The organism is Streptomyces sp. NBC_00377 (genome assembly GCF_036075115.1).
In the GTDB taxonomy this organism is placed as follows: domain Bacteria; phylum Actinomycetota; class Actinomycetes; order Streptomycetales; family Streptomycetaceae; genus Streptomyces.
This window is the reverse complement of record NZ_CP107958.1, coordinates 7,950,704-7,966,530: the sequence shown is the minus strand read 5'-3', so window position 1 is coordinate 7,966,530 and position 15,827 is coordinate 7,950,704. Positions and strand designations below refer to the sequence as shown.

The following is a 15,827-nucleotide window of genomic DNA, read 5'->3' as shown; positions in this document are numbered from 1 at the left end:
GGCGTCGCCTTCGGCGGCCGCCACCGTGGACTGACGAGCCGTATCCGCAGTTCCCAGAGCGGTTCCGGCCGGCGCGACAGCTTGTCAGGCCCAGAGGGGTTGCGCTGTTTTGTGGACAGATCAGCGCCATGCCTTGACCAGAGAGCCCCGCGTTCCTAGCTTGTGGCGTCGAAGCATCCGGAGAATCCTTCGAAACATTCGAGAATGCCCCTGTCCCCGGCACGTCCGCTCCGCGGTCCATCGGGTCACCTCACCCCCGCCCCCAAAGGAGGCCCTGTGATGTGGTTTCGCCGCCCGTCCCCGGTTCGTCCAAGAAGCTTGCTCGCCGTCCTCGCGCCCTTGCTGCTCGTGGCCACCTTCCTCGGCGCCCAGCCGGCCGGAGCGACGACCGTAGACCCCAACGCCTCGTACGTGCTGGTCAACCGCAACAGCGGCAAAGCCCTCGACGTCTACAACCTGGCGACCAACGATGGCGCCCGCATCACCCAGTGGACCAGGAACGATCAGAACCAACAGCAGTGGCAGTTCGTCGACTCCGGAGGCGGCTACTACCGCATCAAGTCCCGCCACTCCGGCAAGGTGCTGGACGTCCACAACTGGTCCACCGCGAACGGCGGCTCGATCGTCCAATGGGCCGACCAGAACGCCACCAACCAGCAGTGGCGGCTGGCCGACAGCTCCGACGGCTACGTGAGGCTCATCTCGCGCCACAGCAACAAGGCCCTCGAGGTGCAAGGCGCCTCCACCGCCGACAACGCGAACATCGTCCAGTACGACGACTGGGGCGGCACCAACCAGCAGTGGCAGCTCGTCAAGGTCGGCGGCGACAACCCCGGCCCGTGCGCTCTTGCGTCGACGTACCGCTGGACATCGACGGGCGCCCTGGCGCAGCCAAAGCCGGGGTGGGTCTCGCTCAAGGACTTCACCGTCGTCCCCTACAACGGCAGGCAACTCGTCTATGCGACAACACACGACACGGGGACGAAGTGGGGGTCGATGAACTTCGGCCTGTTCACCAACTGGTCCGAGATGGCATCGGCCGGCCAGAACACGATGTCAGCCTCCACCGTCGCGCCCACGCTCTTCTACTTCGCGCCGAAGAACATCTGGGTGCTCGCCTACCAGTGGGGTAGGACCGCCTTCTCCTACCGGACGTCGAGCGACCCCACCAACCCGAACGGCTGGTCATCGGAGCAGGTGCTCTTCTCCGGAAGCATCCCCGACTCCGGAACAGGACCCATCGACCAGACGCTCATCGGTGACGGGACCAACATGTACCTGTTCTTCGCCGGTGACAACGGCAAGATCTACCGGGCCAATATGCCGATCGGGAACTTCCCGGGCAGCTTCGGCACGACCTCGGCAGTGATCGTGAGCGATACGCGGAACAACCTGTTCGAAGCCCCGCAGGTCTACAAGTTGCAGGGCCAGAACCGCTACCTCATGATCGTCGAGGCAATCGGCTCGCAGGGCCGCTATTTCCGCTCGTTCACGGCGACCGGTCTGGACGGCTCATGGACACCCCAGGCCGCGACCGAGAGCAATCCCTTCGCCGGCAAGGCCAACAGTGGCGCCACCTGGACCAACGACATCAGCCATGGCGAACTGATCCGCACCAGCCCCGATCAGACCATGACCGTCGATCCCTGCAACCTGCAGTTCCTCTACCAGGGACGCAGCCCCAACTCCGACGGCGTCGACTACGGCCTCCTGCCCTACCGGCCGGGTCTGCTGACATTGCAGCGCTGACGGCGTGACACGGGTCCGGCTCTGGTAGGGAGCCGGCGTGGCGGACTCGGCGGAAGGCCGAGCCCGCCCGGGTCACGCGACACGTCAGCGCTCATACGGCGACGGAGCGCAGGGGCGGGCAACGCTCACCGGCCCGAGGGCCATCCTGCGACGCGGTGCCCCGCCGGTGGCGCTTGCTGCTGAGGTCTTCACGGTGGGGTGGGTGGGTTCATCGGGCGTGCCGAAGGCAGTGCTGGCCATAGCTCTGCGTACCAGCGACCAGAATCGGGGAGCCTGCTCGGAGCAGGAGGGCTCCGCGGTGCGGGCCTATCGGCGGTTGTCGTGCTGGTCGGTGGCGTTGAATCGCAGCTTCGGCTCTGAGTGGGAACGCCCTGCTACGACACGACTGCGGGCCCCGGACGGCCCTTCGCCGTGTGCCCTGCTCAAGGGCCGCCTCCCGCTCCGCCCACGATCCTGCAAGGTCGAGTTCGGCCTGCCTCGCGGGCGGGGCACGGCCGGATCAGCGGTAGGGGGCTGCGGTCGACGGCCGCCGCAGTGCGTGGTGCCCGTCGGCGGGCGACGGCCGCCCGTGTACGAAGGAACAGCCACTGTCGGCTCCGGAGACTCAGGATCCGCCGGCACTGTTCCCCCGTATGCGCGTGGCGGACCGCACGGCGCCCGGCGGCGCTCCCTCACCGGGTGCCGCGCGGGCCAGGGGCCTACCGTGGGAGATGGCTCCTGCTTCCGCCTCCGCAGCGTCCGAACGGTTTCGCGCGTCGCGCGATGGTACCGATGCCACGAGGGACTCGGTGCACCGTCTGTCCCGAGCCCTCCGGTCACGGCTGCGCCAAGAGCCCCCACACACGGGCTCTGCCCGGCCGTGCCCCTCCCCGCTCCCCTCGGCTTCGAACCGGATACCGCCGCAGACGGGGCTCAGGCCAGGCCGAACCGCTCGGCGTGCACGTGCCGGTGGGGAACCTTCAGCGTCCGCAGGGCGCTGAGCACGGCCGAGGTCATCGCCGGCGGGCCGCAGACGTACACGTCGCGTTCGGTTATGTCGGGAACCAGGGCGCGGAGACCGTCCGGCTCGAAGGGCGGGTTCCCCTCACCTGTACGGCCGGTGAGCAGGTGCAGCTGCCCACCGCGGTCCGCGACCAGGGCTCGGACCTCGTCGACCAGCACGGCGTCGTTCTCGCTGCGCACCCGGTAGAGCACGACGACGTCGCCGGCCGGTTCCTCCTCCAGCAGGGCTCGAACCGGCGTGATCCCCACCCCTCCGGCGATCAGCAGTGCGCCGGGCCGCGTTCGGTGCAATGAGGTGAATGCCCCGTACGGCCCCTCGACGAACACGCGGCTGCCGACCGGGACATGCCGCAGGCCGGCGCTGGTGCTGCCGGCCGCCTTGGCGGTCAGGCGCAACGTGCGGCCGTCGGGTGCCGCCGACAGCGAGAACGGGTTCGCCAGCCACCAGTGGTTGTGCCCGGGGAACCGCCAGATGCAGAACTGACCGGCCCGGGCCGGCAGCCTGTCGAGGTGGCGGCCGGTGACGTGCACCGACACCACGTCGTCCGACTCCGGCACCACCGCTGTGACCTCGAATCGGTGATAGGCGTTGCGCCACAGAGGCATGACGATCCGGCCCGTGACCAGGGCACCCAACGCGAACAGCCATAGGGCCCACCAGTAGATCTGCGCGGGCGCGGAGGAGGTGAAGGTCGTGGTCTCCTGCAACTGGTGGACGAACGCCAGCCCCAACGCCAGGTACAGCAGCAGGTGCAGGCCGTGCCAGGTCTCGTACCGCAGCCGCTGCCTCACATACCGGGCGGAGACCGCGGCGACCACGACGACGATCGCCGCGGCCCCCATCCCGAGCAGGGAGGCCGGCACTCCGGCCAGCGAGAGGAACGTCCTCGTCATCGACGCGTCACCGAGTCTCGCGAACCCGAGCACCACCAGTACGGCGTGGGTGAGGATGGTCCACAGCAGGGTGAAGCCGACCCACCGGTGCCACACCGTCAACCTGTCCATGCCGATACGGCGGTCGAGCCACGGCAGCCGGGCCACCAGCAGCAGCTGGAACAGCATCAGCACGGCGGCGTGCAGGCCGAAGAACCGGGCGACCGTGAGCACCCCGTTCTGCCCGGTCCCGGCGGTGAGGAACAGGACCTCGACGATCAACAGGTTGACGACGACAAACGTCCACAGCGCCCAGCGCGCCGCAACCACCGGAGGTGTGGTACCTCGCCGCACCTGTGTATATGTCGCTTCCACCGCTTCCTCTTCTGTTCTGGTTCTGGTTCTGGTTCTTGTTCTTGTTCTGGTGACGCATTCAGGAACGGAGAGTTCTCCTTGGCCTCGACCGTTCTTGTTCCGCGATCGGCACGCTGATCGAGCGGACCACACCGCGCCCTACGGGGCGCACTGCGACCCCTCGGCCGGCGCCCGGCGCGCCCATGCGCTACGCCGCCTCGGCTCGGGCCCGTCCCGTCTCCGATCCCGCGTCGTGGACCACCCGTCCGGAGACCAGGGTTTGGACATCTGGCATCTGATTAACTCCCTACCCGGCGGCCGATCCAGGCCGCCGCTGAGCACGCTGGTTGATTAAGGCCTTAACCACAAGCCGTCACGGGGCTGTTGGGGAACATGGGGTACACATGACGAGCTCGCGTGTCTGGCGGCGTCCCACGCTGGATACCGTGGCCGCACATGCCGGCGTGTCCACGGCCACGGTGTCGAATGCGCTGAACGGCACCGGGCGACTGTCCGAGACGACCAGGCAGCGTGTGCTGGCCGCGGCACGCGAACTCGGTTACGCCCCGGCCAGCACGGCCCGTGCCCTGGCCCGCGGCGGCACCGGAGTGCTCGGTCTGACCATGACGACGTACGGCGACCTTCCCGTCCCGTACACCGAGATCCCCTACTACGCACAGCTGGCGCTGGGCGCCATGGCGGCGGCGCACAAGCGCGGCTATCTGCTTCAAGTGATGCCGAGTTCGATGTCACCGTGGATGTGGCTCAACGCGCCGATGGACGGCGTCATCCACGTCGATCCGCGCGCGGACGACCCGGTGCGTTCCATCCTGCGAGAGCGTGGCATACCGATGGTCTGCCAAGGCCGGCCGCCCCAGCCGCAGTGGGACGACGCGTGGGTGGACGCCGACTGCGAAGCGGGCCTGCGCCTGCTGCTCGACCACCTCGCGGAGTCCGGCGCCCGGCGGATCGGGCTCGCCCTGCCCCTTCACGACGACGCGTACCCGCGCCTGATCGCGCACGCCTACCAGTCCTGGTGCGACGAACACCGCATGCCCGCCCTCGTGGAGGAGTACGCGTCGCTGCCCGACTACTTCACGGCCGAACAGGCCGCGGTCAGCCGGCTGCTCGACCACGATCCGAGACCGGATGCCGTCGTCGGCGCCTACTCCGACTCCGGTCACAACATCCTCGCCGCCGTTCGCCACCACCGTCTGCGAGTGCCGCAGGATCTGCTGGTGGCGTGCATCAGCGAGGATCCTGACTACGCGACGACCACTCCGCCCGTCACCACGCTCAGCCTCCGTCCGGACCGGGTGAGCGGCGAAGCGGTGGATCTGCTGATCGCTGTCATCAATGCCCGCAGCGATGTTGACCGGCGCCGGCTCGTGCACCCGGTGCTGGCCCCTCGCCGGTCCACACGGCGCCCGGTGCGGCAAAGGAACGGCACACCGTGACCGGCGAGGGCCCGGAACGGCGCTGTCACGTCGGCTGCCCGAATGGGACGACCCGAAGGGACCGTACCGAGGAAGGCGCGGCGGGGACGTGACCACCAGCCAGGAGCACCGAACAGTGCACCTTCGGGCTCGATAGTCGGACTCCCACTGCCCGGTTACCGCAGAGACGACGCCGATCGGGTGCAGTCCGCCGTCGACACGGTCGATCAGGTACGGCCCGTTACCAGCATGAACGCCGGGTTCCGAGTGCGTACGAACTCCCACGTACGAGGGGACTGACCCCCGGTACGAAATGGCATTGCCGCTCTAGCGCTCGGCGGTGCCGTCCGCACCGTCGATCTCGTAGATCCGCTCTTGAAGCCGTTCACCGGCCCAGTCCAGCCCGACGCCCAGGTCGAACCAGTGCCGGTCCCTGCGGACTTCGGGCGGTGAGAGGTTCACCGCCGCCCAGGAAAACACCCCCAGGAGGATGGAACGCCCGTGCTGCGTGGTGCGCACGGACAACGCAAACGGCGCGGCGAGTGCCGCGCGAGTGACCAACATGACCTGTTCGTCCTCACGATGTCGACGCCCACTCGTGAGAAACCGAGGCGTTTCCAGGATCTTGACCCACTCGACCACTGCGTCTGCCACCTGGGCACGCAAGGACTCTTCGATGCCCTTCCGGACGGCGGTCGCGGGATCGTCGCCGAGCCAGCCAAGCCAGTGATCAGGGTCGGTGAGCTTGCTGAAGTTGTCCTGCGGCACCCCGTGACGGGGATTCTCCTGGTACTCACCTGTCAGTTTCCCGCTGTCGTCCACCAGCCACGCGCCGCGGATTGCCTCGGGCGGGACGTAGCCGTTCGGGTCGTCGATATACGTCGGGTCGATCTCGGCGACGCTGCCACCGGGGTTCTCAGCAGCCGCCGCCAGGAGTGCCGGCTCGTTCGGTATGCCCTTACGTCGGCTTCGCGAGCCAAAACGCCCCACGTTCCCACCCCCACCGTTGGCTGCCCAGTTGACCGCGATTGTGCCGCACCGGTCAGGACCGCGTGAGAGGGCGTGCGTGACGGCGGCGGGCGGGTGGGGAGTCTCAGCGAGGCGGTCTGTCCCACTCCCAAGCATGGGATTTTTCAAAGAGCGTCATCACAGCAGGGCCCGGACCACGTGTCGTGGTCCGGGCCCTGCCCCGTGCGGTGCCGCCCTGCGGTGGCGGTGCGTCAGCTCTGTGCGGTGTTGTCGCCCGTCTGCCCGGCGTCCTCGGCTGTGCCTGCCTTCTCGCGCATCTTGCGCACCAGCTCCGCCTTCTGGTCGGCGGCGCCCTGGCGGTCGAGGTTGCGGTACGGACCGTTGTTCTGCCGTTCGGCGCGGGACAGCTTCTTGCGCTGGCCGCCGCCCATGCCCACTGGGTTGTTGATGTTCTTGCTCACGGGTTCTCCCGGAATGATGTGAAGTGATCTACGGATTCATCGGTGGGCGACGGGCGCGGCTACGTCGAAGGACGTCAGCAGGGGCCCGTCACGCTCTCACTCGTAAATCGGCGTCTGGAAGAACATGACCAAGACGTTACCTGGTCGCGTCGGCTCCGCATACCAGGTTTTTCGCCGTCACGGCGTCGGCCGGGCCTTCGGTGAGCGCCCAGGGGCAGCCGCGTGACGGGCTCCCGGATCACAGCCGGCGGCCGTTCGCCGGTTCAGTCCACGGCGGGCCGGGCGAGGCCGTGGTCGTAGGCGAAGATCACGGCCTGGATGCGGTCGCGGGCGCCGATCTTGGCCAGGACACGGCCGACGTGCGTCTTGACCGTGGACTCGGACAGAACGAACCGCGCGGCGATCTCCCCGTTGGTCCAGCCTTTGCCGACGGCCACGAGGATCTCGCGCTCCCGGTCGGTCAGGGAGGTGAGCCTCAGGTCCTCGGACGGGACAGTTCGGTGGGAGGGGACGTACTGGGCGAACTCGTCGAGGAGGCGGCGGGTGAGAGCGGGCGCGATGACAGCGTCGCCGACGGCGACCGCGCGGATCCCGGCGAGGAGCTCCTCGGGGCGGGCGTCCTTGAGGAGGAAGCCGCTCGCGCCGGCCCGCAGGGCGGCGTGGACGTACTCGTCGAGGTCGAACGTCGTGAGCACGAGGACACGTGAACGGTCACCGGCGGCGACGATGCGGCGGGTGGCCTCGATGCCGTCCATGCCGGGCATGCGGACGTCCATCAGGACGACGTCGGGACGCAGTTCGGCCGCCTTGCGGACGGCCTCGGCGCCGTGCGCGGCCTCGCCGACGACGTCGGTCTCGGGGACGGAGTCCAGGAGCAGGTGGAAGCCGTAGCGTTGCAGAGGCTGGTCGTCCACGATGAGCACGGTGGTCATCGGTCACCGCCGCTTCCGGGTGTGAGGTCGAGGACGGCCTCGACGCTCCATCCTCCACCGGCCGCCGGTCCCGCGCTGACGGTGCCGCCGTACAAGGCAGCTCTCTCCCGCATGCCCACCAGGCCATGTCCTTCCTCGTTCGGCGGTCCGGGTGAGGTGCCCGGGCCGATGTCCTGGACCCTGATGGTCAGCCGGCTGTCCTCGGCGAGGATCGCCAGGTGTACCCGGGTGTCGGGGGCGGCGTGCTTCATGGTGTTGGTGAGGGCTTCCTGGACGATGCGGTACACCGTCAGCTGCACCCCGCTGTCCAGGGCGTCCACGTCGCCGGAGGTCCGGTAGCGGACCTCGAGTCCTGCCGCGCGCACCTTGACGCACAACGCTTCGATGTCCGTGATGCCGGGCTGCGGGCTGAGCTCGGGCCCGCCCGCGGGGGCGTCCGCGGCCTCGCGCAGCACGCCGAGCACGCGCCGCAGCTCGCCGAGGGCCTGCCGGCCGGTGTCGCCGATGAGCTCCAGGGCCTCCTTGCCCCGTTCGGGTGCGATGTCCGTGGCGTAGGCGCCGGCGTCGGCGAGCGTGATGATGACGGACAGGTTGTGGCCGACGATGTCGTGCATCTCGCGGGCGACCCGGGTGCGTTCGGTGGCCGTGGCCAGCCTGCTGCGCTGGTCGCGCTCGATCTCCAGCCGGGCCGCGCGCTCCCGCAGACCGGCCAGCTGGGCCCGCCGGATTCGTACCATGAGGCCGAGCGCGAGGGCCGCGGTCGCCGTGCTCAGCAGGAAGAACAGTGCGTCCCCGACGGACACGGCCGAGGACGCGCGGACCGCGACCAGCGCCAGGGCGCCCGCCGCGGCCGCACAGGCCCACGGCAGCTGTCGCAGTCGCCCGTGCAGGGCCAGGCTGTACAGGGCGATGAAGAGGGCGATGTCCGCACGCAGTGGGGCGCCGAGGGACCATTGGAGGACGAACACCGCAGTGATGGCGGCGAAGGCCGCCGCGGGCTTGCGTCGCCGCCACAGCAGGGGCAGTACCAGTCCCGCTTGCACGGCCAGCATCCCCGCTACTGGCAGCTCGGTGAAGGCGAGCCGGAACCGGCGCGGGCCGTCGCCGTCGTCCACACCGCCGTGGATCAGGTCGGGCAGGCAGAACATCAGGAAGACCAGGACGACGACCGCGGTGTCCAGCACCCAGGGATGTGTCCGGTCGGCATGCCGCAGCCGCTGGCCGCCCCGGGACAGTCGGGCGACCAGCGGTCCCATTCCGCTGAGGTCATCGGTGGTCACGGACGTCACCTGTCCACGGTGCGGGCTCAGACGTCACTGCGCACGAGGCGGTACGCCGCACCGCCCAGCGCCAGCGCCGTCCAGCACAGGAACACCAGCAGTCCGGCGCCCGGCGACAGGGACGTGGCGTCGTGGGTCAGCGCGAACATCGACTGACCCGCGTTGGACGGCAGATAGGGGCTGATGTCGTTCTGCCAGGAGCTCGGCAGCAGTGAGACGAGTCCCGGGATCAGCATCAGGGTAGCCACCAGAACCGAGATTCCGCCGGCCACCGACCGCAGCAGCGCGCCCAGGGCGGCGCCGATCACCCCGACCAGGCCGAGGTAGAGCCCCGCGCCCAGCAGGCTCCGCAGGACACCCGCGTGCGAGAGGCTCATGGCCGCGGGTGTGCCGGAGACGATTCCGCTCCCGATCAGGAAGGTGACGAACGCCCCCAGCGTCCCCACCACCATCGCGACCAGCCCGAACACGGCCGCCTTGGACCACAGCACGGGCAGCCGGCGGGGCACCGCCGCCAGCGTCGAGCGGATCATGCCGGTCGAGTACTCCCCCGCCGTGACCAGCACGCCGAGCACGCCCAGGGCCAGCTGGGCGAAGTTCGTACCGAAGAGAGACAGGCTCACGGTCGTCGAGTCGGCGAAGTCCCGGTCCAGGTTGCCGGAGTCGATCCCCGACTTGTAGCGGCTCGCGGCGATGAGGCCGAAGGCCACCAGGAACAGCAGGCCCAGGCCCAAGGTGATCCAGGTGGAGCGCAGGGACCACAACTTGGCCCATTCGGAGGAGAGCACACGCCGTCCGGTCACCCGGTAGACGGGGCGGGCGGGGGTGGTCCGGGGTTCCTCCGCGGTTGCGGTGAGGGTGCTCATGCGAGCCTCCCCAGGGTCTCGATGCCGGTCGTGGTGCCGTGGTACTCCACGGCATCCCTGGTCAGGTCCATGAATGCCTCCTCCAGCGACACGGTCCGCGCGCTCAGCTCGAACAGTGCGATCCCGTGCTCGGCCGCCTTCAGCCCGATCTCGCGGGCGGTCAGCCCGTTCACCTGTAGCTCCTCGGATCCGATCCGACCCGTGACGTCGACACCCGGCCCGGCCAGGACGTCCCGCAGCCGCGACGGGTCCTGCGTCACCACCTTCACCGTGTCCCCGCCCGCCTCGCGGATCAGGTCCGCGACGGTGGTGTCGGCCAGCAGCCGGCCACGCCCCACGACGATCAGGTGGTCCGCCACCAGCGCCATCTCGCTCATGAGGTGCGACGACACGAACACCGTCCGGCCCTCGTCGGCGAGTCCCTTGAGCAGGTTGCGGATCCAGAGCACACCCTCCGGGTCCAGCCCGTTCACCGGCTCGTCCAGCATCACCGTCTGCGGGTCGCCCAGCAGCGCCGCCGCGATGCCCAGCCGCTGGCCCATCCCGAGGGAGAAGGCGCCGGCCCGCTTCTTCGCGACGCTGCCCAGGCCTGCGAGGTCGATGACCTCGTCGACCCGGCGGCCCGGAATGCCATGTGTCAGCGCGAGGGCCCGCAGGTGGTTGTACGCCGAGCGGCCGGGGTGGATCGACTTCGCCTCCAGGAGGGCGCCGACCTCCTGGAGCGGCGCCCGGTGCGAGGCGTAGCGGTGGCCGTTCACGGTGACGGAGCCGCTCGTCGGGGCGTCCAGGCCGACGATCATGCGCATGGTCGTGGACTTGCCCGCGCCGTTGGGCCCGAGGAAGCCGGTCACCGTGCCCGCCTTCACGACGAAGTCCAGCCCGTCGACGGCTGTCTTCTCGCCGTACCTCTTGGTCAACCGCCGTGACTCGATCATTCGCGTTCTCTCTGTCGGACTCCGGCGTCCGTCACTTCGACGCCGCACCGGCAACGCTAGGTGTCGAATCCCCCGATCCGGTGGTACCGGGAGGCTGATCTGCGCCGTACGCGTGGTACCGCGGTACTACGCGCCCACCTGCGGTGCTTTCCGTGTTCGTCGGCTCCGCCGTGGTCGCGGCGGGCATCCGGCCCCCGCGGATGCGCGAACCACCGCGCGCCGGCATCCGCGGCGCACCGGCCCGCTCGCTCCGCGCTCGAACGGGCGTAGCGGACCCCCCGGGTCCCGGACGCCGCGCCGATGTCGAGGCATCCGCTGTCCGCAGGGCGCGCACGCCGACACCACAGAGCACGGACCGAGATCCTGACCAGGCGCGGCCAACTCGGTTCAGCAGCAGCCGGTTCCACCCTTTGCCGCAGGTCAGAGGCGACGGTGAGCGTGTACCTCCAGCAGACGAAGAACCTGCTGGTGAGCTACTCGCCCAAGAAGCTCGGCTTCTTCCGGACGCGTGGAAGGAGGGGCGCCCGGACTGGCTTACGGACCGTCAGGCGCCCTTTCGCAGAATGGCCTTCGGCGCGGTGCCGCGCAGCCCTGGGAGCCGGTCATCGGCCGGATGGACCGGAGCGCATTTATTCGCGTGCGTCCGCTTCCCGCACCGGCTAGCGTGCCTGTTCGACGCCTTCCGATGCGCTGTGCCCCGGTTACTTCCTGTCCGAGACGCAACACCACCCCGGTGCCACTATTGATCTCGGAAGGCGTCTCCACTTCTTCCCGGAACGTCTCCCAAGGGACCTTCTGCATGCCCCATTTCAACCGTCAGCGGGCCAAGTCCGAAGCCAGGAGCGAGATCCAGGCGGAGATACCGGGCCTGACCGCAGGCGGAGCGACGTCGTCGCTCTCCACCCACGGCCGGTGGCCACTCCCACAGTCCGCCGGCACACGGACCTTGCGGCACCCGGCCGCCCTCAGGCCCCACCACCTCACCCACCAGGGTGGCACCGCGCACGCCCGCTCGCCCAAGGCGGAACTCTTCCTGCTGGCCATGTCCAACATGGTCGGCCAGCACAGCTTCTACGAAGACGCAGCCGCCCGGGACGAGCGCTACGAGCAGCTGGTGCGCGGACTCGCCGTCAGCGACCCCGAGTGGACCCTCGGACTGCTGGGCTGGCTGCGCACCGAGGGCCAGATGCGCACCGCCTCCCTGGTGGGCGCGGCCGAGTTCGTGCGGGCCAGGCTGGACGCGGGGGCCGCCGGCTTCTCACGGCGGGCCGTGGCCACCGTGCTCCAACGGCCCGATGAGCCGGGTGAGTTGCTCGCGTACTGGACCTCCCGGTACGGGCGGAGTCTCCCGCAGCCGCTCAAGCGCGGGATCGCCGACGCCGTACGGCGTCTCTACACCGGGCGCGCGCTCCTCAAGTACGACACCGAATCGCGCGCCTACCGCTTCGGCGACGTCATCGAACTCACCCACCCGTCCCCCGACCCTCGACGTCCGTGGCAGGGCGCCCTGTTCACGTACGCGCTCGACCGCCGCCACCGCCCCGGCCGCGCCCTGCCCCCGTCCGGCGAGACGCTGCTCGTCGCACACCGGGAGCTGATGGCCGTACCGGTCGAGGAGCGGCGCGCCCTGGTCACCGCACAGGGCGGCGCCGAGCGGCTGAACGCGGCGGGGATGACCTGGGAGTCGGTGGCGGGCTGGTTGCAGGGGCCGCTCGACGCGGCGGTGTGGGAGGCCCTGATCCCCTCGATGGGGGCGATGGCCCTCGTGCGCAACCTGCGCAACCTCGACCTGGCCGCGGTGAGCGACCGGGTCGCCGCCGAGGTCGCCGCGCGGATCTCCTGCCCGGACGAGGTGCGCCGCTCGCGTCAGTTCCCCTTCCGCTACCTGGCCGCCCACCGCAACGCGCCCTCGCGCCGCTGGGAGGACGCTCTGGAGACGGCCCTCGGGCACTCGCTCGCCAACGTGCCCGAACTGCCCGGCCGCACGCTGATCCTGGTGGACCGGTCCGGCTCGATGTTCGACCGGCCCAGTGAGCACACTCAGCTCAACCGGGCCGATTCGGCGGCCGTTTTCGGTACGGCGCTCGCCTTGCGGGCCGAGCGGGCCGACCTGGTGGAGTTCGGGTCGGACAGCCGTCGCGTCGAGCTCGGCCCCGGCGAACCGGTACTGCGCGTCCTGGAGCGCTTCCACGACCTGGGCGGAACCAACACGGCCGCAGCGTTCAACCGGCACTACGACCGTCACGACCGGGTGGTCGTGGTGACCGACGAGCAGACCGGGCCGACCCAGTGGTCCAACCCGTTGCAGAGGGTCCCTTTCCACATTCCCGTCTACACCTGGAACCTGGCCGGCTACGCACCGGCCCACGCCCCGTCCGGCCCTCACCGCCATACCTTCGGCGGCCTGAGCGACGCCGCGTTCCGGATGATCCCGCTCCTGGAGGCCGGCCAGGACGCCAAGTGGCCGTGGACGGCGGCACCTTCCTGAGGGTGGTGTGCATGCGTGCCCGATCGAGCCGCCGGAAGACGATCGCCAGGACGGCGACCGGGCACGAGACCGAGCGCCGGGCCGGGCGCCGACAGGTCGAGGGTCAGTTCCGGACAGTCGTCGGCGAGGCACGGGCCGTACCGTCGAGGCCCGGATCGCGCTTGCGACCGTGAGTGGGACCGTTCCCGGGCCGGTGGCCTCACGCTTCCGCAGGGGGCAGAGGGACAAGTCGTCCCCCTGTGGGGCGTGCCATCAGCAGGCCAAGAAACTGCTTCTGTCATATTCACCAATGGGAAACGCGCTTCTTTCCCCGCCTGGAAAAGGGCACCTGACCGGGAAAGACGCCGTCGGGTGCCCTGGGTGGCACGCGGCTGGGCGGTAAACCGGGATGCGCCCTCACATCCGGCTTCGCCCACCGGCCTTCCGGGCCTGAGCACGGGGTGACGTCAAGGTGTCCAGAGGCGGTCAACGATCAATCGATCAAGTCTCAAAGCTTGAACACAAATTACACACATCCTCTCTTCATACTGGCCCCGATGGTCTAGATTGACCTTGCTTCAGCCGTTCGGACACGAGGCAACCCTTAACGATCTATTGATCCGGCACTAAGGAAAGCCGGTGGTCGTGTCCCCGGCGACAAGCGTGGGGGTGATCAATTCTTGGAGCCCGAGAGGGGCTTCGGGTGCGGGGAGCATCCGAGGTTCCGACGGGTCCTCGCACATCTCGGGAGTCCGACGGGCCATGCCGGCCTGCCCGCCGTCGAGGTGGGCGTCCAAGCAGCTTTCGACAGCCGGGATTTCGCGTGGGAGCGGGGGCTTCCGAGGGAGGGGCAGGTGCGGGGGGGCGGGGGCCTCCCGGAGAGGGAAACAGTGCGGGGGGCGGGGGCCTCCCGAGGGGAGGAACAGTGCTAGGCGAACACGTCGAACCACTGGGGACCTGGGGGGTTCTGTGCGACAAGGGGAATTGGTCAGCCCGTTTCCGTCAGCGCGGGGGCGTCTGGCGAACGGGGCAATCAGCCGGCCCGCGAGCGACTGGGAACAACGCTATCGCCGCGCCGTGATCACCAGCGATACCGCAGCAACCGCTTTCGTGGTGGCGGGCATCGGCAACTTCTTCGGGGCCCGCGACGCGGCCAACTGGCACGAGAAGTGGGGAATTCTTGCATTCGGCACCGAACTGCTGGTGCTGGGTTCACTTGCGGTGAGCCGGTCGTGGTCTCCGGCCGTACTCGGACAGGGCGCCGAGGAATTCCGGCGGCTCGGACGTTCGCTGTTCACCGCGACCGTCGTCCTGGCACTCGGCGGTATCGCCCTCACCTCGCGCAACATCAAACTCTGGATCTTCGTCGCGATCCCCGCGATCGCGATCGTCACCATGACCGCGCGGTATCTGCTTCGCCTCGGGCTGCACAAGCAGCGCAAGGAGGGGCGGTGCCTGAGACCGGTGCTCGCCGCCGGGAGCCCGGCAACCGTGCACGACCTGATCACCCGGACCCGTAAGTTCCCGCACCTGGGCTGGCGAGTGGATGCCGTGTGCACGACGGACGGTCTCGGGACCGACGGCGACCAACTGGACGGAGTGCCGGTCGTCGGCCGGCTGGCGGACGTCGCCAATCACGTCCACCGCGACGGCTACCGGGTCGTCGCGGTCACACCGGACCCGCACTGGTCGCCGCACCGGTTGCAGCGGCTGGCCTGGAACCTCGAGGGCAGCGACGCCGAGATGGTCGTGGCGCCCGTGCTGATGGAGGTGGCCGGTCCTCGGCTGCACGTCGACGCGGTGCTCGGGATCCCGCTGCTGCGGGTCAGCATGCCGACCTTCACCGGCGGCCGCCGGGCGGTCAAAGGGGTCGTCGACCGGGTAGGCGCAACGATTCTTCTGGTGCTGTTCGCGCCGCTGATGGTGCTGGTCGCCCTGCTTGTACTGGTGGACAGCCGGGGCGGGGCGTTCTACCGCCAGCGCCGGGTCGGCAAGGACGGCCGCGAGTTCACCATTCTCAAGTTCCGGACCATGGTCGCGGGGGCCGACAGGGCACGTGCCGAGCTGGCCGACCGCAACGAGGGCGCCGGCCTGCTGTTCAAGCTCCGCCGGGACCCGCGCGTGACCCGGCTGGGAACGGTGCTGCGCCGGTACTCGATCGACGAGCTCCCGCAGCTTTTCAACGTGCTCACCGGATCGATGTCGCTCGTCGGTCCGCGGCCTCCGCTGCCGGAGGAGTCCGCCGCGTACGGCCCCGACATCCGGCGGCGGCTGCTGGTCAAACCCGGACTCACCGGTCTGTGGCAGATCAGCGGGCGCAGCGACCTGTCGTGGGAGGAGGCGGTCCGGCTGGACCTGCGGTACGTGGAGGACTGGTCGCTCGCCCTGGACACGGTGATCTTGTGGAAGACGCTGCGTGCCGTGCTCTACGGGCAGGGGGCCTACTGATGGGCGGGGGGCTGCGACCCGACGGTCCCGCCGGTGTGCGGACCGCAGGCCACAA

Annotated in this window: 11 protein-coding genes; 4 read left to right on the top strand and 7 right to left on the bottom strand. The window is 69.5% G+C overall.

Going from position 1 to position 15,827, the window contains the following annotated elements; translation table 11 throughout:
• Positions 1-279: 279 nt before the first annotated feature.
• Positions 280-1,749, top strand: a complete 1,470-nt coding sequence (locus OHS71_RS35400; protein ID WP_328483390.1) for a non-reducing end alpha-L-arabinofuranosidase family hydrolase — start codon at positions 280-282, stop codon at positions 1,747-1,749.
• Positions 1,750-2,661: 912 nt separating this feature from the next.
• Here OHS71_RS35400 and OHS71_RS35395 read toward each other — a convergent pair.
• Positions 2,662-3,978 (bottom strand): ferredoxin reductase family protein, encoded by a 1,317-nt coding sequence (locus OHS71_RS35395; RefSeq protein WP_328484754.1) that lies wholly within the window; start codon positions 3,976-3,978, stop codon positions 2,662-2,664.
• Positions 3,979-4,424: 446 nt separating this feature from the next.
• On the opposite strand from OHS71_RS35395, the gene OHS71_RS35390 reads away from it, so the two are divergent.
• Positions 4,425-5,435, top strand: a complete 1,011-nt coding sequence (locus OHS71_RS35390) for a LacI family DNA-binding transcriptional regulator (protein WP_328483389.1) — start codon at positions 4,425-4,427, stop codon at positions 5,433-5,435.
• 306 nt (positions 5,436-5,741) lie between these two features.
• Here OHS71_RS35390 and OHS71_RS35385 read toward each other — a convergent pair whose 3' ends face one another.
• From OHS71_RS35385 to OHS71_RS35360, 6 genes are all read right to left on the bottom strand, one after another.
• Entirely contained in the window at positions 5,742-6,404 is a 663-nt protein-coding gene (locus OHS71_RS35385) for a hypothetical protein (RefSeq protein ID WP_328483388.1), read from the bottom strand.
• Positions 6,405-6,634: 230 nt separating this feature from the next.
• Positions 6,635-6,844: a DUF6243 family protein gene (locus OHS71_RS35380; protein ID WP_328483387.1), complete on the bottom strand. Its 210-nt coding sequence runs from the start codon at positions 6,842-6,844 to the stop codon at positions 6,635-6,637.
• Between the two features lie 263 nt (positions 6,845-7,107).
• Positions 7,108-7,776, bottom strand: coding sequence for a response regulator transcription factor (locus tag OHS71_RS35375; RefSeq protein WP_328483386.1), 669 nt, complete (start codon positions 7,774-7,776; stop codon positions 7,108-7,110).
• The gene (locus OHS71_RS35370) at positions 7,773-9,056 is read right to left on the bottom strand and encodes a sensor histidine kinase (protein WP_328483385.1); all 1,284 of its coding nucleotides are present in this window, start codon (positions 9,054-9,056) and stop codon (positions 7,773-7,775) included. The genes OHS71_RS35375 and OHS71_RS35370 overlap by 4 nt, the downstream gene beginning before the upstream one ends.
• Before the next feature lie 26 nt (positions 9,057-9,082).
• Entirely contained in the window at positions 9,083-9,922 is an 840-nt protein-coding gene (locus tag OHS71_RS35365) for an ABC transporter permease (RefSeq protein WP_328483384.1), read from the bottom strand.
• Positions 9,919-10,857, bottom strand: a complete 939-nt coding sequence (locus OHS71_RS35360) for an ABC transporter ATP-binding protein (RefSeq protein ID WP_328483383.1) — start codon at positions 10,855-10,857, stop codon at positions 9,919-9,921. The genes OHS71_RS35365 and OHS71_RS35360 overlap by 4 nt, the downstream gene beginning before the upstream one ends.
• Positions 10,858-11,656: 799 nt before the next feature.
• On the opposite strand from OHS71_RS35360, the gene OHS71_RS35355 reads away from it, so the two are divergent.
• The gene (locus OHS71_RS35355; RefSeq protein ID WP_328483382.1) at positions 11,657-13,345 is read left to right on the top strand and encodes a TROVE domain-containing protein; all 1,689 of its coding nucleotides are present in this window, start codon (positions 11,657-11,659) and stop codon (positions 13,343-13,345) included.
• A 948-nt stretch (positions 13,346-14,293) separates the two neighbouring features.
• The gene (locus OHS71_RS35350) at positions 14,294-15,772 is read left to right on the top strand and encodes a sugar transferase (RefSeq protein WP_328483381.1); all 1,479 of its coding nucleotides are present in this window, start codon (positions 14,294-14,296) and stop codon (positions 15,770-15,772) included.
• Positions 15,773-15,827: the final 55 nt, after the last annotated feature.

Excerpts from the sequence above, each read along its gene's own strand:
- OHS71_RS35400 (WP_328483390.1), top strand. The coding sequence starts at position 280 with ATGTGGTTTCGCCGCCCGTCCCCGGTTCGTCCAAGAAGCTTGCTCGCC.
- OHS71_RS35375 (WP_328483386.1), bottom strand. The coding sequence starts at position 7,776 with ATGACCACCGTGCTCATCGTGGACGACCAGCCTCTGCAACGCTACGGC.
- OHS71_RS35365 (WP_328483384.1), bottom strand. The coding sequence starts at position 9,922 with ATGAGCACCCTCACCGCAACCGCGGAGGAACCCCGGACCACCCCCGCC.
- OHS71_RS35360 (WP_328483383.1), bottom strand. The coding sequence starts at position 10,857 with ATGATCGAGTCACGGCGGTTGACCAAGAGGTACGGCGAGAAGACAGCC.
- OHS71_RS35355 (WP_328483382.1), top strand. The coding sequence starts at position 11,657 with ATGCCCCATTTCAACCGTCAGCGGGCCAAGTCCGAAGCCAGGAGCGAG.